This is a genomic window from Crenobacter sp. CS_VA4 (genome assembly GCF_055597485.1).
Genome location: NZ_JBVMAE010000019.1, coordinates 1 through 16158, shown reverse-complemented (window position 1 = coordinate 16158; position 16158 = coordinate 1). Strand labels below are relative to the sequence as shown.

Below are 16158 nucleotides of genomic sequence, written 5' to 3'. Positions count from 1 at the left end.
CGAGTTGGAAAGAAAAAGCGCTCCGCTGGGCGCTTTTTTCATGACGGCACTCTGGCGCCTACTGCGGCCCGGCCAGCACCTTCGGCAGCTTCAGCTCGCCGTGGCTCCTGAACGGCACGGTGCCCCAGCCATTCAGGCCGTTCAGGTGGCCGCTGATCTCGTACGGCAGTGTGCTGTGCTGGCCGTCGATGAAGCTGCCGGCCTGGCGCAGCCAGGCGGCCAGCGTGGTGTGCAAGGTCACGTCGACGGTGGTGTCGCCGTACGCCGGCACCGTGATCGGCCCGCCGCTGACGCCCTTGCCGAACGACTGGTCGGCCAGCTTGATCTCGAACGCCAGGCCGTCGGCCGACAGCGGCTTGTTGTTCGGGTTCTGGATGCGCAGCACCAGCTTGAAGGTCTGCTCCAGCAGCGTTGCCTGCTGCGGCTGGATGTCGATCACGCGGACTTCCGGCTTCTGGCCATAGAGGCTGGCGCAGCCGGTGACGAACAGCAGGGCGAAGAGGGCGAGACAGCGTTTCATGCGGGGGCTCCTGTGGGCGGCGGCGCGTTGGCACCGAACAGTTCACGGGTCAGTTCCAGCCACGCGCGCGCGGCGTGCGACAGGTAGGTGTCCTTCTTCCAGATCAGGCCGAGGTGCCAGATCAGCGATTCGTCGTCGAGCGGCACGATGTCGAACAGGTTGCGGTCGACGCTGCGGATCACCCGCTCGGGCAAGAGCGCGAGGCCCAGCCCGGCGGCGACCAGCGCGACGATCAGGTCCCAGTGCGCGCTGCGCCCGGCGATCTTCACCGGCCGGCCGAGCTTGCGGTACGCGTCGGCCATCAGGTGCGACAGCGTGAAGTCCTCGGGATAGAGAATCATCGGCTGATCGGCGAATTCCTTCAAGCGCACGCCGCGCCGGCCGTGCCAGCGCGAGCCGGCCGGCGCGACCAGGCACAGGCGGTCGCGGATGCAGCTGATCGACATGAACTGCTCGGCGTCGACCGGCAGCACCGCGACGCCGATCTCCAGCTGGCCGGTGCGCACACGGCTCTCGATCGCCTGCGCGCCGTCCTCGACCAGCTGCAGCTCGACCCTCGGGTAGCGCTGCCGGAACGCGTTCACCACCGGCGCGAAGAACGCGCCGCCGGCCATCGGCGGCACGCCGACCACCAGCTCGCCCTGCACCAGCGCCGACAGGTCGGCCAGCTCGGTACGCAGCCGGTTCATCGCCGCCAGCACGTCGAGGCCGCGCTCGTAGGTGACCCGGCCGGCGTCGGTGAGCTGGAACGAGCGGCCCTCGCGCAGGATCAGCGGGCTGCCCAGTTCGTCCTCGAGCTGGCGCACCATCTTGCTGATGGTCGGCTGGGTGACGAACAGCGCGTCGGCGGCGCGGGTGAAGTTTTGTTGGCGTACCACTTCGATGAAATAGCGCAGCGCGCGGACGTCCATTTCAATGCCTTTTTGGAATGTTCCCAATAATTTTAATTCATTTCTTGAATGGTGTGGTGCTGGCTATACTCGGCTCTCTCTCCTGTGTTGTGTGTGAAAAATCATGGCTACGGCTAGCTCTCCCGCGGTAAAAAAATGGTTCGTGTTGCCTTCCCAGGTCGCACTGCTGTGCGTGGTGTGGCTAGCCGCCAGTCATGTTTCGCAGAAGTTGCTTCCCGCTGTGCCGGCCGGTGTGCTGGGCATGGCGCTGACGCTGGCCGCGCTCGCGCTCGGCTGGCTGCCGCTCGACTGGTGCCGCCGCGGCGCGCGCTGGTTGCTGGCCGAAATGTTGCTGTTTTTTATTCCGGCGGTGGTGGCGATCGTCAACTATTCGGATCTGATGCTCGACGCGGGCTGGAAGATCATGGTGGTGATCGTGCTGTCGACCGCACTGGTGATGACCGCGACCGCGCTGGCGGTCGACGCCTGCTACCGGTTGGAAATCGTGGTGCGTCGTCGTTTTCGTCACCTTAATGAGGCGTAAGTCATGGAAACCCTGATCGCCGTCGCCTGCTTTGTCGTCACCGTCGTGCTGTATTTCGTGGTGAAGCGCCTGTACCGGCGCTTCCACGTGTGGTGGCTGTCACCGCTGTTCGCGGTGCCGGTGCTGCTGGTGGCCGGCGTGCTGCTGACCAATGTGTCGTACAGCACCTATTTCAGCGAGACCCGCTGGCTCAGCTGGCTGCTCGGCCCGGCCACCGTGGCGTTTGCGGTGCCGATCTACGAGCAGCGCGCGCTGATCCGCAAGCACTGGTTCCCGCTGACCGCCGGTGTACTGGTCGGCATGCCGGTGGCGATGTTGAGTTCGGTGTGGCTGGCCCGGCTGCTCGGCCTGTCCGACCTGTTGCAGAAGAGCCTGGCGCCGCGTTCGATCAGCACCCCGTTTGCGCTTGCCGCCGCGCCGAGCTTTGGCGCCGAGGCCAACCTGACCGCGGTGTTCGTAGTGATCACCGGCGTGTGCGGGATGCTGATCGGTGAATTGATGATTTCCTTGCTGCCGCTGCGCTCGCGCCTCGCCAAGGGCGCCCTGTTCGGTGCCGCCGCCCACGGTGCGGGCACCGCCAAGGCGAACGAGATCGGCGCCGAAGAAGGTGTGGTCGCCAGTCTGACGATGATGTTCGGTGGTTTGGCCACGGTGCTTGCCGCGCCGATGGTGGCCCATTTGTTGTAACCGGTGTGTGGTGCCGGGCGGTCTGGAAGGCCGGCCGGTATGTTTCTCCTCTCTCCCTGTGTGTACTTGTATGAGAACCCTTTGTGCCGGCCCCTGTGGGCCGGCTTTTTTTTTGTTTCGTCGTGGGGGAGTGTCGTAGGAAGCGTTTGTTTGGGTTGTGGCTTTGTCGGTCTTGTCCGACAGCGACCTAGTTTTGAGCTTGTTGGATAAGTGAGTGGGGCGCAACCAATCAGCTTGTTTCGGCCAACGTTGGTGAGGGCTGTGGCTTTGTCGGTCTCGCCCGACCGGCGAGGTACTTTCTTTGCTTCGCCAAAGAAAGTACCCAAAGAAAGGCGACCCCGACGACGCCGGCCCGCTTCGCGGGCTGCCCTGCGGGCGGACACGGCCAACGGGCGGCTGCGCAACTCGCGCCGACTTCGTCGGCACTCGGACAGTGCTCGCCGACACCCCCCCGTTGGCCGCGCCGTCCTCGGCGGCGTCGATGGGGAGTGGGCGGTCGTTGGGAGCCGCCGCGAAATTGTCAGGGATAAAGACGGTGGACTCTTGGGGCGAATGCCGTTGGAACGATGTGCCAACAAGGTTGGCCGAAAGGTTTCTGCCTTTTAACGAGGCACGGATGACCGTTCCAACCAAAGCACCTGATCTTTCTCTCCGATCCTCTAGCCGTACAATCGACCTGCCATCCCCTTCTGCGCTGCCGAGTGACCGGCAAGCGGCCAGGTTTCAGGTTTTAAGCCGCCGCTTGTTCGAGTCCCGCGACGTTAGCGCGGGGCGAGTTCGGCGGCGCCTGGCCGCTTGTCGGGTGCGAGGGAAGCCGAAGGCCAGCGCGGTGGGGTCGCCTTCTTTTGCCTACTTTTCTTGGCGAAGCAAGAAAAGTAGGTCGCCCGTCGGGCGAGACCGACAAAGCCGCAGCCCAAACCAGCGCTTCCTACAGCATCCACTCCAAGGTTCTCGACTCTGTAAAGACGATTCTTCCAGGTTGGCCGAAACAACAAAGCCCGATGCACGCATCGGGCTTTTGCCTAGTCACGAACCACTCAGCGCTTGGCGAGCAGCCCCCCATCCACCGGCAGATAAGCACCGGTCAGGTACGACGAGCTCGGGTGACACAGCCAGTACACCACGCTGGCGATCTCCTCCGGCTTGCCGGTACGCGCGGCCGGGCAGATTGCCTGCACCCACTGCTGCGCCTGTTCCGAGGCGAACACGTTCTGCGTCATCGGCGTCTCGATGAAGCCCGGGCCGATCGCGTTGCAGCGGATGCCTTGCGCGCTGTACTCGGCCGCCACCACCTTGGTCAGCCCGACCACGCCGTGCTTGGCCGCGGTGTAGCCGGCGGTGCCGGGGAAGGCGATCTGGCCGGCCACTGACGAAGTGTTGACGATCGCGCCGCCGCCGTTCTTCAGCATCGCCGGGATCTGCGCGCGCAGGCAGTAGTAGACGCCGGACAGGTTGATAGCGATCACCTTGTGCCACAGATCGAGACCGTAGTCGGCGGTCGGCTGCGGCTGGTCGCCGCCGGAGATGCCGGCGTTGTTGAACGCGAAGTCGAGCCGGCCGAACGCCGCGACCGTCTCGGCGACCATCCGTTCGCAGTCTTCCGGCTTCGATACGTCGGTGTGCACATAGCGCGCGTCGGCGCCGAGTGCGCGTAGCTTGTCGAGTGCGGCTTCGCCGGCGCGGTCGTTGACGTCGACGATCACCACCGCCGCGCCTTGGCGGGCGAATTGCTCGGCGGTCGCCAGGCCGATGCCGGTCGAGCCGCCGGTGATCAGCGCTACCTTGCCTGTCAGTTCTGCCATCTTTATCTCCTCTGTTGTTATCGCTTCGGGTCGTTGCCCGACTGGTAGGGGACGAACTCGCTCACTTCCAGATCGAAGCCGGCGATCGCCCGGTAGGCGACCGGCTGGCTCATCAGCCGCATTCGGCCGACGTTCAGGTCGCGCAGGATGCGCGCGCCGACGCCAAGCATGCGCTGCGCGAAGCGCGGCGCGTGGGCCGACTCCCCCTTCGATACTCGCACGATATCGTCGAGCACGTCGCCGGGCGTCTCCCGGCGGTCGAGCAGCACCAGCGCGCCGCAGCCGGCGCGGGCGATCGCGGCCAGCGCGCGGTCGGCGTTCCAGCCCGACGCGCCGTCGTCGCTCAGCTGCAGCACGTCGCGCAGCGCCTCGGCGGTCTGCACCCGCACCAGCGTCGGCGTGCCAGGCGTCGGCTCGCCCAGTAGCAGCGCCAGGTGCAGGGCGTCGACCGCGGCATCGCGGTAGGCGATCAGCCGGAAGCGGCCGTGGCGGGTGTCGACCTCGCGCTCCAGCTCGCGGCTCAGCGTGCCCTCGGTCAACAGCCGGTAGTGGATCAGGTCGGCGAGCGTGCCGCTGACGAAGCCGTGGCGCGCGGCGAAGCGCTGCAGTTCGGCGCCGCGCGCCACCTCGCCGGCGTCGTCGAGCACCGTCACCAGCGCCGCCGCCGGCGGCAGGCCGGCGAGGCGTGCCAGGTCGCAGGCGCCCTCGGCGAAGCCGGCGATGCGCAGCACGCCGTCCGGGTGGGCGATCAGCGGGAACACGTGGCCCGGCTGCACCAGCTGTTCGGGGCGGGTGCGCGGGTCGGCGGCGAGCCGGATCGTCAGCGCCCGGTCGGCCGCCGAGATGCCGGTGGTGACGCCGTCGGCCGCCTCGATCGACACCGCGAAGCGCTCGCCGTGGCGGGTGGTGTCGCCGAGCAGCGGCAGCTTCAGCTGGCGCCGCTGCGACTCGCCGAGCGCGAGGCAGATCAGCCCGCGCGCTTCGCTCGCCATCAGTGTCACCGAGCGTTCGCTGACCGCATCGGCCGCCTGGATCAGCCGGCCTTCGGCATCGCTGCCGTCCCCGTCGAGCAGCAGCACCGGCTCGCCGCGCCGGAACGCGTCGATCAGCGCCAGCACCGGCAGCCCAGCCGCCAGCGGGGCGTTCATGCCGGCACCGCCGCGAAGGCGCGGCGCAGCGCGGCGGCGCCTTCGGCCACGGCGGCGTCGGCCGCCGGCAGCACGCCGAGCAGGCTGGCGAAGCCGTGGAACTGGCCGTCCCAGCGCTTCAGTTCGACCTCGTTGCCGGCCACCGCCAGGGCGCGCGCGTACGCCTCGCCCTCGTCGCGCAGCGGGTCGCATTCGGCGGTGAATACGGTGGCCGGCGCCAGGCCGGCAAGCTTGGCCGAACGCATGGGGCTGGCGAGCGGGTCGTGTGCGTCGGCACCGACCAGGTATTGCTGCCAGAACCAGCGCATCAGCGCGGCCGGCAGGAAGCCGACGTTGTCTTGCTCGCGGTACGAGGCGGTATCGGTGATGGCGTCTGTTACTGGATAAAACAGCAATTGGTGGCAGGGCTCGGCGGCGTCGCCGCACAACTGCTGGCTCGCGACCGCGGCGAGGTTGCCGCCGGCGCTGTCGCCAGCGACCGCGATGCGCGCCGCATCGCCGCCGAGTTCGACCGCGTGCGCGTGCAGCCAGCGCAGCGCGGCGACCGCGTCGTGCGCGGCGGCCGGGAACGGGTGTTCGGGCGCGAGCCGGTAGTCGAACGACACGACCAGAGCGCCGGACAGGCGGGCCAGTCGGCGGCACAGCGCATCGTGCGAGTCGAGGCCGAGCGAGACGAAGCCGCCGCCGTGAAAGAAGGCGAGCACCGGCAGCGGGCCGGCGCCGTCAGGATAGTAGGCGCGCGCGGCGAGTGGCCCGGCGGCGCCGGAGGCAGTGAGCTCGCGCACCGCGGTGAGCGGCTCGGGCTCGGCCGGCGCCATGCCGGCGGCGAGATAGGCGCGGTAGTTCTCGATCGTCAGCGTGGACACGTCGAGCGGCGGCAGGTCGGCGAAGGCGGCGAGCAGCGCCTGGGCGTGGGCGTCTAGGGGCATGGCTTTACTCCTGGGCAAAAGGCAGCGCCGGCGGCAGGTCGGCGAGCAGACCCTCGAGGCGGCCGCGGGCGGCGTGGCGCGCCTCCTCGTGGGTGAAGATCCAGAACGCGCGCGCGGCGATGCCGTCGGCGACGAGGCGGGCCGCGTCGGCCGGCGTGAGACCGGCGGCGATGTGCTGCTGCAGGGCTTGGGCCATCTGCCCGGCCGGCGACGCCGGGTTGGCCGAAAGGCCCTGCGCGATCTCGGTGCTGATCGGGCCGGGGCAGACCACCGACACCGCGATCGGCAGGCCGCCGGCCAGGCATTCCAGGTACAGCGACTCGGAGAGCGCGACCACGCCGAACTTCGACACCGTGTACGGCGCGAGCCACGGCCCGACTGCGAGGCCGGCCATCGACGCGACGTTGACGATCTGGCCGCCCCCCGCCGCCTGCATCGCCGGCACGAACAGCCGGCAGGCGTCGACGGTGGCGATGAGGTTGATGTCGAGCACCCGGCGCCAGTCGGCGGCCGGGATCTCCCAGGCGTTGCCGGACAGCAGGGTGCCGGCGTTATTGACCAGCAGCACCGGCAGGCCGGCGGCGAACGCGCGGTCGCGCAGCGCGACGAGATCGGCCTCGCGGGTGACGTCGCAGGCCATGGCTTCGGCCTGGGGGCCGATCGCGGAGGCGGCCGCGTGCACCGCCGCGGCATCGCGGTCGGCCAGCAGCAGCCGGTAGCCGCGGCGGGCCAGTTCCACCGCCAGCGCACGGCCGAGGCCGCGGGCGGCGCCGGTGATCACGGCAAGGGTGTGTAGAGGGGCAGGGTGGGGCATCGCGGTCTCCCGTGGCGGGTGGGCGGGGATGAAGGGCGGCGCTTGGCCGGTTTCAGCGATGCTGCGCGGGGCGGGCTTGGCCGAACATCGTCCGCATGGACTAGGCGCAGGGTGGCGATCTGCGGTCTGCTGTTAGCATGGTCGAGGCTTGATCCCGCAAGCGGATATCGTCCGAAAGGACGATGAGTGGCACCGGGCGCGGTGACAAGAATCAGGCTCCATTCCAAGGAGGAGACAGGTCATGCAGGCGCACCTCATCGAAGCGAAACCCATCGACAATCGTTACGCCCGCGGCTGGCACTGTCTGGGGCTCGCCGCCGACTTCAAGGACGGCAAGCCGCACCGCGTCGACGCGTTCGGCTCCCGGCTGGTGGCGTTCCAGGGCGAGGACGGTGCGATCCACATCCTCGACGCCTGGTGCCCGCATATGGGTGGCGACCTGAGCCTGGGCAGCGTGCACGGCAACACCGTCGCCTGTCCGTTCCACGGCTGGCGCTACGGTCCGGACGGCAAGGCCTCCGAGATCCCCTACTGCAAGCGGGTGCCGCCGAAGGCCAAGGTGCGCCGCTGGCACGCGCAGGAAGAGAACCAGCTGCTGTTCGTCTGGCACGACCCGGAGGGCAACCCGCCCGACCCGGCGCAGCCGATCCCGCACTACAAGGCGTGCTTCTCCGACAACTGGTCGCCGATGACGCTGACCTCGTGGACGATCAACACCAATAGTCGCGAGCTGGTCGACAACATCGCCGACATGGCGCACTTTGACGTCGTGCACGGCGCGCCGCCGGTGTATTTCGCCAACCTGTTCGAAGACCACAAGGCCACCCAGCTGATGGTCGGCAGCTCGGCCCGCTTGTCCGGCGACAGCGTCCTCACCAGCCGCGCCACCTACCATGGGCCGGGCAATCTGTTCGTCGAGATGGTCGGCGCGTTCGACGGCCTGACGATCCGCTCGATGCTGATCACCTGCAACACGCCGATCGACACCGGGAGCTTCCGGCTGTTCTACGGCGTGCTGGTCGAGAAGATCCCCGGGCTGTCCGAGGCGGAAAACCAGGCGATCGCCGCGCAATACGTCGAGCAGGCGCAGGCGGCGCTGCTTGAGGACGTGGCGATCTGGGACAACAAGGTGCGCATCGACAACCCGGTGTTGTGCGAAAACGACGGCCCGATCTACCACGCGCGCCGCTGGTACCAGCAGTTCTACGTCGATGTCGCGCAAATCGAGCCCGATATGCGCGAATCCCGGCGCTTCGAACTCGACTTCGGCATCGACGAGAAACCGGCGCTCTATCACCTCGACTGAGCCGCTGGCTTTTCAGCGCAATTTGATTCAGATTTCACCAAGGGTGACGTCGCCGGCTGCCTCCGCGGCGTCCACCCGATGCTTCACCATCCCGGACATCTGTACCGGGCGGGGGGTAGTAGTACTAAACCGGCGGAACAGCCGGATCATCCGTGGACACACACGGAAACAATAAGACGACCATCAAAGGAAACAGAGGAGAAAACCGATGGCCCACGCCTTGCTGCGCCCCGCGCGTACCCGGGATGGGATGCCCGGCGTCGTTTCCGCTGGCATACCCGATGCTCCCACCATTCCCCCCGCCGAAGTGAGCGCCCTGCTCGACAGCCTCTATGAGGGAGCCACCGAAACCCCCCCGTGGCGCAGTTTTCTGGCACTGCTCGGCGAGCAGCTCGACAGCTCGCACGTCACGCTGATCCTGCGCCCGCCGGCGCAGAACTGGAGCGGCGTGATGATCCACGCCGGCAACGTCACCGCCGAAGGCCACGCCTCGTACAACACCCACTTCTTCGCGCTCGACCCGTTCACCGGCATCCCCGACAACCAGGTGGTGACCGCTGCCGAGCTGCTCGGCGAGAAGACCTGGCGCGAGAGCGCGATCTACCGCGAATTCCTCCAGCCGCACAACATCCTGCACGTGCTCGGCGCCGACCTGAAGACCGACAACGGCATCGAGTGCCGACTGCGGCTGTGTCGCGGCGAGGACGCCGCGCCGTACTCCGAACGCGACAAGGCGATCTGTCGCCAGCTGCTGTCGCACCTGAAACGTGCGGTGAAGATGCACAGCACGATGGGCCAGCTCGAGGTGGAGCGGCAGATGTACGCCGGCGCGGTCGACCGGATGCTGATCGGCACCATCGTGCTCAACCCGCGCGGCGAGATCATCAAGGTCAACCGGCACGGCCAGGAGATCCTGGCGCAGGCCGACGGCCTGAAGCTGGTCAAGGGCGCGCTGCAGGCCGAGTACGGCCAGGAACACCGCGAGCTGCAGCGGCTGATCAAGCAGGCGCTGCAGCTGAGCGGCGGTGGGCGCGGGCCGTCGGTGGTCGAGGCGATCTCGCTGACCCGGCCGTCCGGCAACGGCAAGATCGGCGTGCTGGTGCGCGCCGCGCCGGAGGACGAGTGGAACGACGGGCCGGATAGGCCGGCGGTGGTGATCTTCCTACGCGACCCCGACTCGCGCAGCCAGCCCTCGCACGAGATCGTGATGCGGCTGTTCGACCTGACCCCGTCCGAGGCGGTGCTGGCGACCTTGCTCGCCGACGGCATGACGCTCGACGAGGCGTCCGACGAGATGGGCATCCGCCGCAACACCGCGCGCGCCCACCTGCGCTCGATCTTCTCCAAGACCGGCGTCACCCGCCAGACCACGCTGGTGCGGGTGCTGCTCAACAGCGTCGTGACGCTCGGCTGATTCGACTTCGGTATTCCACCAGGCCACGGGCATTGCGCCCGTGGCCTTTTTCATGGCCGTTCGGCCAACCTTTCCCCGTAATTTCCCCTGTTCGCCATCCGTAGTCCCTTCGGACGATGAGCGTCGCCTTTCCTTGCCCGACACTGCGCAGCATCAGGGGGCGCTTGCGTCGGCCCTGTCTGTCGTCGGTGCGGCCTGCCGGATGCGGGCCGCTGCACCACAACGCCAACCAGCTTGCAGGAGAGTGCGATGCGCAGCGAACAACAATCCGATCTGACCGTCACAGGCGAGGAGCTCGTCGCGCGCGCCCGCGCGCTGATCCCGCAACTGCGCGAACGCGCAACGCGCGCCGAACGCGAGCGGCGCGTGCCGGCCGAGACTATCGCCGACATGCAGGCAGCCGGGCTGTTCCGGGTGCTGCAGCCCAAGCGCTGGGGCGGCTACCAGCTCGACCCGCAGGTGTTCTTCGAGGTGCAGATGGCACTCGCCGAAGGCTGCATGTCGACCGCCTGGATCTACGGCGTGATCGCGGTGCACAACTGGCAGCTGGCGCTGTTCGACGAGCGTGCGCAGAACGATGTGTGGCAGCAGGACAGCGCCACGCTGATCTCGTCGTCCTATATGCCCAAGGGCAAGATCGAACGGGTCGACGGCGGCTTCAAGCTGTCCGGGCGCTGGAGCTTCTCCAGCGGCGTCGACCACTGTGACTGGGCCTTCCTCGGCGTGCTGGTGCCGCCGGCCGAACCGGGCGGGGCGCCGGAATACCGCACCTTCCTGGTGCCGCGTGGCGATTTCCGTACCGACGACGTCTGGCACACGGTGGGCCTGAAGGGCACCGGTAGCCAGGACGTGGTGGTCGAGGGCGCTTTCGTGCCGGAGTACCGCACCCACAAGGCGGCCGACGGCTTCGCCGGCACCAGCCCGGGCCTGGCGCTTAACGACGCACCGCTGTACCAGCTGCCGTTCGGCCAGATCTTCGTCCGCGCGGTGTCGACCGCGACGATCGGCGCCTTGCAGGGCGCGCTAACCAGCTTTGTCGACGCCGGCAGAGGGCGCGTCAGCGTCAACGACGGCTCGCGTACCGCCGAAGACCCGACCGCGCAGCAACTGGCGGCCGAGACCAGCCTCGCGATCGACGAGATGCGCACCATGCTGCTGCGCAACTTCGCCAGCATGATGGCGTCGCTGCGCGCCGGCGAGCCGCTGAAGCTGCTCGACCGCATCCATTACCGCGTGCAGTCGGCGAGCGTGGTCGACCGCTGTGCGCAGCTGGTGAGCCGGCTGTTCTACTCGTCCGGCGCGCACGGCATCTATCTCGGCAGCCCCTTGTCGCGCTACTTCGTCGACATCCACTGCGCCCGCACCCACGTCGCCAACAACGTCGACAAGTACTCGCGCAACTACGGCGGCGTGCTGCTCGGCCGCGACAACACCGACTTCTTCCTGTGATGGCGAGCCGCCAATAAAACCCTCCTGGCGTTGTTGCACCGCCTTGCCGTACGGACTTGTACTGGCTGCGGCGGCGCCTAGCCAGGACCGCTACGCTGGGTTTTCTTGGCGACTCGGGTCCGAAACCTGATGGGGCTTCCCATGACGCAAAACCCGAATAGCTACGACGTGGTGGTAGTCGGCTCCGGCGCCGGCGCGCTCGCCAGCGCCATCGTCGCCCACGAGCAGGGACTGTCGGTGCTGGTGGTGGAAAAGTCCGACCGCTACGGCGGCACCAGCGCGGTGTCCGGTGGCGGCGTATGGATACCGTGCAATCACCAGATCGCCGCGCTCGGCGGCGAGGACAACCGCGCCGACGCGCTGACCTATCTCAAGGCCGCGACGCGCGGCATGGTCGCCGAGGCGAAGCTCGAAGCCTACGTCGACAACGCCGCTCCGATGCTGCGCTGGTTCGAGGAGCACACCCGGGTGCGCTACCGTTCGATGCCGAAGTACGCCGACTACTACCAGGCGCTGCCCGGCTCGCGGCCAGGCTACCGCACGATGGACCCGGAGGCGTTCGACGCGGCCGAACTCGGCGAGGAATTCTTCCGGATGCGCGAGCCGTCGCCGGGCACGCTGGTCGGCGGCCGCCTCGCGATGACCGCCGCCGAGGCGCAGCGGATGCTGAGCAAGGAAAAGGGCTGGATGAAGCTGCTCGGTGGGCTGATGGCGCGCTACTGGCTGGACTTCGCTTGGCGGCGCCGCACCCGCCGCGACCGGCGCCTCGCGCTCGGCAACGCGCTGATCGGCCGGCTGCGTCGCTCGATGCTCGACCGCGGCATCCCCTTGTGGCTGAACACCGCGCTGGTCGAGCTGGTCGAGACCGACGGCCGCGTCACCGGCCTGACGGTGAGGCGCGAAGGCGAGCCTCGTACGCTCTCGGCGCGGCGCGGCGTGATCCTCGCCGCCGGCGGCTTCGAGCGCAACCAGGCGCTGCGCGAGCGCTACCTGCCGGGGCCGACCAATAGCGACTGGAGCTCCGCGCCGCCGACCAATACCGGCGACGCCTTGCTCGCCGGCCTCAAGCTCGGCGCCGCGACAGCGTTGACCGACCATGCCTGGTGGGCGCCGACGATGGCGGTGCCGGGCGAGGAGAAGCAGCGCACCTTGTTCATGGAACGGGCGCTGCCCGGCTGCGTGCTGGTCAACGGCCTCGGGCGGCGATTCGTCAACGAGGCGGCGCCGTACACCGACATCGTCTACTCGATGTACGAGGACCATGCAAAGAGCGGCTGCAGCGTGCCGGCCTGGCTGGTGTTCGACGCGCGCTTTCGTTCGCGCTACCCGATGGGGCCGCTGCTGCCGGGCATCGCGCAGCCGGACTTCCGCGTGCCGGCCGACTGGTGGGGCAAGGTGATCCACCGCGCGCCGACGCTGGCGACGTTGGCCGAACGGATCGGCGTCGACCCGGCCGGGCTGGTTGCGACCGTCGCGCGGGTCAACGACTACGCCGAGCGCGGCGAGGACCCGGAGTTCGGCAAGGGCGGCAACGCCTTCGACCGCTACTACGGCGACCCGGACAACAAGCCCAACCCTTGCCTCGCGCCGCTGACGAAGGCCCCGTTCTACGCGGTCCGCGTCGACGCCGGCGACATCGGCACCAAGGGCGGTTTGCTGACCGACGAGCACGCCCGCGTGCTGCGCGAGGACGGCTCGGCGATCGCCGGCCTATACGCGATCGGCAACACCTCGGCGTCGGTGATGGGGCCGACCTATCCGGGCGCCGGATCGACGCTGGGGCCAGCGATGACCTTCGGCTATATCGCCGCGCGCCATCTGGCCGCCGCGGACGATGCCGAAACCGACGTGACAGAGCAGCAGGCGGCACGCGCCGTGTAGGCGCGCTGGACGAGTCCGACAACGACGAGGAGAACAGCAATGAGCGAACGACAAAGCAGGGTGGCGGTGGTGACCGGCGCCAGCCGCGGCGTCGGCAAGGGCGTGGCGATCGCGCTCGGCGAGGCCGGCATGACGGTGTACGTGACCGGCCGTTCGACCGGTAGCAGCGGCGGCGCCAGCCTGTGCGGCGAGGCGCTGCCCGGCACGATCTACGAGACCGCCGACGCGGTGACGCAGGCCGGCGGGCGCGGCATCGCGGTGCTGTGTGACCACGGCGTCGACGAGGAGATCCGCGCGCTGTTCGAACGGGTAGAGCAGGAGAGCGGCCGGCTCGACATCCTGGTCAACAACGCGACCTTCCTGCACGAGAACCTGATCGACCCGGGCGGCTTCTGGCAGAAACCGCTCGACATGGTGCGCATCCTCGACGTGGGTCTGCGTTCGGCCTACGTCGCCAGCTACTACGCGGCGCCGCTGATGGTGCGCGCGCGGCACGGCCTGATCGCCTTCGTGTCCTCGTTCGGTGCCAACTGCTATATGCACGGTCCGGCCTACGGCGCGCAGAAGGCCGGCGTCGACAAGCTCGCCGCCGACATGGCGATCGACCTCGAGGCGCATGGCGTGGCGGCGGTGTCGCTGTGGCTCGGCCCGCAGCTGACCGAGCGTACCCGCGTCGCCGGACGCCACCGCGCCGACCAGTACGCCGAGCTGCTGGCGGTTGCCGAGACGCCGCGCTTCAACGGCCGCATCGTCGATGCGCTGAGCCGCGATCCGGATCTTGCCAGCCTGTCCGGCAAGGCGCTGATCACGGCCGAGCTCGCCCGCCGCTACGGCATCACCGACGAGGGCGGGCGCCAGCCGCCGTCGTACCGGGAAATGTTTGGCACGCCGAGCGAACAGCATCCGGCGCGGGTGGTGTGAGAGCCTGTTCAGAATCTGTCGCGAGCGGCCCTCAGCGGGGTGAAGAGCAGCACAGGAACCGGAATGTACATGGAGTACATGAGGATTCCGAGCAGCGCATGAGCCCCGATCAGGGCTGCGCAGCAAGATTATGAATAGGATCAAGGATGGCCAAGGTCTATGAGCTCGATGGGTTGGTGCCGGTGGTCGACCCGACCGCCTTCGTCCACCCCGACGCGGTGCTGATCGGCGACGTGATCGTCGGCCCGCACTGCTATATTGGCCCCTGTGCGTGCCTGCGCGGCGACTTCGGCCGCATCCGGCTGGAGACCGGGGTCAATGTGCAGGACGGCTGCGTGATCCATTCCAACCTCGACGTCGAAGTGTTGATCGAGGCGGACGGCCACATCGGCCACGGCGCGGTGATCCACGGCTGCCGCATCGGACGCAACGCGCTGGTCGGGATGAATGCGGTGGTGATGGACGATGCGGTGGTCGGCGAGAACGCCTTCGTCGCCGCATCGGCCTTCGTGCCGAAAGGCATGCGGGTGCCGGCCGACACGCTGGTCGCCGGCGTGCCGGCGCGGGTGGTGAGGGCGCTTGCCGAGGACGAGATTACAAAGAAGGCGAACGGCACGCGGCTCTATCAGGCGCTGGCGCAGCGCTCGCTCGCGACGATGGTGGCGGTCGAACCCTTGGAGCGCGAGGAGCCCGACCGCCGGACGGTGTGCGCTGATGCCGCCGGCAGCCTTGGCGGATAGTGCCGTCCACTCAACGAAAACGCGGCCCGTGCGGGCCGCGTTTTTCTGTGCGGGTCGGCTGGTGTTCCAGCGAGCAGGTCGACGGTTCATCGACACCGTCCGCGCGATGAAGACGATCCGGGCGATAGGACCTGCACCCCCATGGGGGCGGAGCCTAGCGCTGCGCGGCCACCAGCAGCAGCATCGGCCGTTCAACCTCTTCGGCCAACGCGGGCATCGCCGCGATCTGCTCCGCCGTCGGCCCCCATTCCTCCACATGACTCAGGGTGAAGCCGGTGCGGATCAGCCCGTTCAGCAGTGTGCCGATGGTGCGGTGCTGCTTGATCACGCCTTTGGCCAGCCAGTTGGTCACCCGCGACCCCTCGTTCTGGTAGCCGTCGACCGGCCAGGTCTTGTGGCCCTGCACGTCGGTCAGCCACCCCGGGTTCTGCGGGGCCATGAAGACCGGGTGCTCGATCGAGAACACGAAGCGTCCACCGGGCACCAGCGCGCGGTGGATGCGGCCGAACAGGCCGGCCAGGTCCTCGATGTAATGCAGCGTCAGCGAGCTGTACACCAGATCGAACGCGGTCTCGGGCAGCGCCAGCGTTTCCAGATCGGCCCGGAGGTAGCTGATGGCCGGATCGGACGTCGTCGAACTCGCGCGCTCCAGCATCTTGGCCGACACGTCGTAGCCCTGCACCTGGGCGGCGCCCTGTTCGCGCGCCCAGCGGCAGAACCAGCCGTAGCCGCAGCCGAGGTCGACCACGTTGAGGCACTTCATGTCGGGGAGCATGGCCTGCAAGGCGGCCCATTCCGGCGCGCCTGCCAAACCATGAATCGACCGCCCCAGCTGGCTGTAGCCCTCGAAGAAGGCCTGATTGTCGTAGATGTTCTGTGCCATGTTCTTGATGTGTATTTATTGATGGATGCTTATATTGTCTGGCATTGCTTCAGATTGAGCAATCGCTGGGGCTGATCCGGGGGGACGATCAACCCCTTCCTCCTTTGATGATTCTGAACGGGGTGAGCCTCTGTTATTTCTGACAGGCTGCAATCGGCCCAGGCTGTGTAAAAACGAAGCCCGACCCGGTTGGCACGGACCGTTGCAGGGTGCCGATCTTGAGGGCAACG

General features: G+C 68.0%; 15 protein-coding genes. 8 read left to right on the top strand and 7 right to left on the bottom strand.

The window, feature by feature from the left end; genetic code table 11:
* Window positions 1–58: 58 nt before the first annotated feature.
* Both ACZ2IA_RS16585 and ACZ2IA_RS16580 read right to left on the bottom strand, forming a co-directional pair.
* Complete coding sequence (locus ACZ2IA_RS16585; RefSeq protein ID WP_470293702.1) at window positions 59–520, bottom strand: LEA/WHy family protein; 462 nt, start codon at window positions 518–520, stop codon at window positions 59–61.
* Complete coding sequence (locus ACZ2IA_RS16580) at window positions 517–1431, bottom strand: LysR family transcriptional regulator (RefSeq protein WP_470293701.1); 915 nt, start codon at window positions 1429–1431, stop codon at window positions 517–519. Before ACZ2IA_RS16580 ends, ACZ2IA_RS16585 begins: the two co-directional genes overlap by 4 nt.
* 142 nt (window positions 1432–1573) lie before the next feature.
* Between ACZ2IA_RS16580 and ACZ2IA_RS16575 the strand changes: the two genes are divergently transcribed.
* A complete protein-coding gene (locus tag ACZ2IA_RS16575) occupies window positions 1574–1954 on the top strand; it encodes a CidA/LrgA family protein (protein WP_470293700.1) in 381 nt (126 codons plus the stop codon).
* A gap of 3 nt (window positions 1955–1957) precedes the next feature.
* Window positions 1958–2641: an LrgB family protein gene (locus ACZ2IA_RS16570; protein ID WP_470293699.1), complete on the top strand. Its 684-nt coding sequence runs from the start codon at window positions 1958–1960 to the stop codon at window positions 2639–2641.
* Window positions 2642–3678: 1037 nt separating this feature from the next.
* Here the strand turns inward: ACZ2IA_RS16570 and ACZ2IA_RS16565 are convergent.
* The 4 genes from ACZ2IA_RS16565 to ACZ2IA_RS16550 are packed head-to-tail and all read right to left on the bottom strand — an operon-like array spanning window position 3679 to window position 7334.
* Complete coding sequence (locus tag ACZ2IA_RS16565; RefSeq protein WP_470293698.1) at window positions 3679–4443, bottom strand: SDR family NAD(P)-dependent oxidoreductase; 765 nt, start codon at window positions 4441–4443, stop codon at window positions 3679–3681.
* Between the two features lie 17 nt (window positions 4444–4460).
* Window positions 4461–5591 carry a 3,4-dihydroxy-2-butanone-4-phosphate synthase gene (locus ACZ2IA_RS16560; protein WP_470293697.1) on the bottom strand — a complete coding sequence of 377 codons (1131 nt, stop codon included), beginning with the start codon at window positions 5589–5591 and terminating at the stop codon, window positions 4461–4463.
* On the bottom strand, window positions 5588–6520 hold the full coding sequence (locus ACZ2IA_RS16555; protein WP_470293696.1) for an alpha/beta hydrolase: 933 nt from the start codon (window positions 6518–6520) through the stop codon (window positions 5588–5590). The genes ACZ2IA_RS16560 and ACZ2IA_RS16555 overlap by 4 nt, the downstream gene beginning before the upstream one ends.
* Before the next feature lie 4 nt (window positions 6521–6524).
* Window positions 6525–7334, bottom strand: a complete 810-nt coding sequence (locus tag ACZ2IA_RS16550) for an SDR family oxidoreductase (RefSeq protein ID WP_470293695.1) — start codon at window positions 7332–7334, stop codon at window positions 6525–6527.
* A 241-nt stretch (window positions 7335–7575) separates the two neighbouring features.
* Here ACZ2IA_RS16550 and ACZ2IA_RS16545 point away from each other — a divergent pair, with 241 nt between their 5' ends.
* The 6 genes from ACZ2IA_RS16545 (at window position 7576) to ACZ2IA_RS16520 (ending at window position 15045) form a co-directional block, all read left to right on the top strand.
* Window positions 7576–8640: a 3-ketosteroid-9-alpha-monooxygenase, oxygenase component gene (locus tag ACZ2IA_RS16545; RefSeq protein ID WP_470293694.1), complete on the top strand. Its 1065-nt coding sequence runs from the start codon at window positions 7576–7578 to the stop codon at window positions 8638–8640.
* A gap of 208 nt (window positions 8641–8848) precedes the next feature.
* Window positions 8849–10054: a helix-turn-helix transcriptional regulator gene (locus ACZ2IA_RS16540; protein WP_470293693.1), complete on the top strand. Its 1206-nt coding sequence runs from the start codon at window positions 8849–8851 to the stop codon at window positions 10052–10054.
* 249 nt (window positions 10055–10303) lie between these two features.
* On the top strand, window positions 10304–11503 hold the full coding sequence (locus tag ACZ2IA_RS16535) for an acyl-CoA dehydrogenase family protein (RefSeq protein ID WP_470293692.1): 1200 nt from the start codon (window positions 10304–10306) through the stop codon (window positions 11501–11503).
* Window positions 11504–11644: 141 nt separating this feature from the next.
* The gene (locus ACZ2IA_RS16530; RefSeq protein WP_470293691.1) at window positions 11645–13384 is read left to right on the top strand and encodes an FAD-dependent oxidoreductase; all 1740 of its coding nucleotides are present in this window, start codon (window positions 11645–11647) and stop codon (window positions 13382–13384) included.
* A gap of 39 nt (window positions 13385–13423) precedes the next feature.
* Window positions 13424–14305 (top strand): SDR family NAD(P)-dependent oxidoreductase, encoded by an 882-nt coding sequence (locus tag ACZ2IA_RS16525; RefSeq protein ID WP_470293690.1) that lies wholly within the window; start codon window positions 13424–13426, stop codon window positions 14303–14305.
* Between the two features lie 146 nt (window positions 14306–14451).
* On the top strand, window positions 14452–15045 hold the full coding sequence (locus tag ACZ2IA_RS16520; protein WP_470293689.1) for an acyltransferase: 594 nt from the start codon (window positions 14452–14454) through the stop codon (window positions 15043–15045).
* Between the two features lie 154 nt (window positions 15046–15199).
* Here ACZ2IA_RS16520 and ACZ2IA_RS16515 read toward each other — a convergent pair whose 3' ends face one another.
* Complete coding sequence (locus tag ACZ2IA_RS16515; RefSeq protein ID WP_470293688.1) at window positions 15200–15928, bottom strand: class I SAM-dependent methyltransferase; 729 nt, start codon at window positions 15926–15928, stop codon at window positions 15200–15202.
* Window positions 15929–16158 lie beyond the last annotated feature (230 nt).

Excerpts from the sequence above, each read along its gene's own strand:
- ACZ2IA_RS16585 (WP_470293702.1), bottom strand. The coding sequence starts at position 520 with ATGAAACGCTGTCTCGCCCTCTTCGCCCTGCTGTTCGTCACCGGCTGC.
- ACZ2IA_RS16580 (WP_470293701.1), bottom strand. The coding sequence starts at position 1,431 with ATGGACGTCCGCGCGCTGCGCTATTTCATCGAAGTGGTACGCCAACAA.
- ACZ2IA_RS16570 (WP_470293699.1), top strand. The coding sequence starts at position 1,958 with ATGGAAACCCTGATCGCCGTCGCCTGCTTTGTCGTCACCGTCGTGCTG.
- ACZ2IA_RS16565 (WP_470293698.1), bottom strand. The coding sequence starts at position 4,443 with ATGGCAGAACTGACAGGCAAGGTAGCGCTGATCACCGGCGGCTCGACC.
- ACZ2IA_RS16560 (WP_470293697.1), bottom strand. The coding sequence starts at position 5,591 with ATGAACGCCCCGCTGGCGGCTGGGCTGCCGGTGCTGGCGCTGATCGAC.
- ACZ2IA_RS16555 (WP_470293696.1), bottom strand. The coding sequence starts at position 6,520 with ATGCCCCTAGACGCCCACGCCCAGGCGCTGCTCGCCGCCTTCGCCGAC.
- ACZ2IA_RS16550 (WP_470293695.1), bottom strand. The coding sequence starts at position 7,334 with ATGCCCCACCCTGCCCCTCTACACACCCTTGCCGTGATCACCGGCGCC.
- ACZ2IA_RS16545 (WP_470293694.1), top strand. The coding sequence starts at position 7,576 with ATGCAGGCGCACCTCATCGAAGCGAAACCCATCGACAATCGTTACGCC.
- ACZ2IA_RS16540 (WP_470293693.1), top strand. The coding sequence starts at position 8,849 with ATGGCCCACGCCTTGCTGCGCCCCGCGCGTACCCGGGATGGGATGCCC.
- ACZ2IA_RS16535 (WP_470293692.1), top strand. The coding sequence starts at position 10,304 with ATGCGCAGCGAACAACAATCCGATCTGACCGTCACAGGCGAGGAGCTC.
- ACZ2IA_RS16530 (WP_470293691.1), top strand. The coding sequence starts at position 11,645 with ATGACGCAAAACCCGAATAGCTACGACGTGGTGGTAGTCGGCTCCGGC.
- ACZ2IA_RS16525 (WP_470293690.1), top strand. The coding sequence starts at position 13,424 with ATGAGCGAACGACAAAGCAGGGTGGCGGTGGTGACCGGCGCCAGCCGC.
- ACZ2IA_RS16520 (WP_470293689.1), top strand. The coding sequence starts at position 14,452 with ATGGCCAAGGTCTATGAGCTCGATGGGTTGGTGCCGGTGGTCGACCCG.
- ACZ2IA_RS16515 (WP_470293688.1), bottom strand. The coding sequence starts at position 15,928 with ATGGCACAGAACATCTACGACAATCAGGCCTTCTTCGAGGGCTACAGC.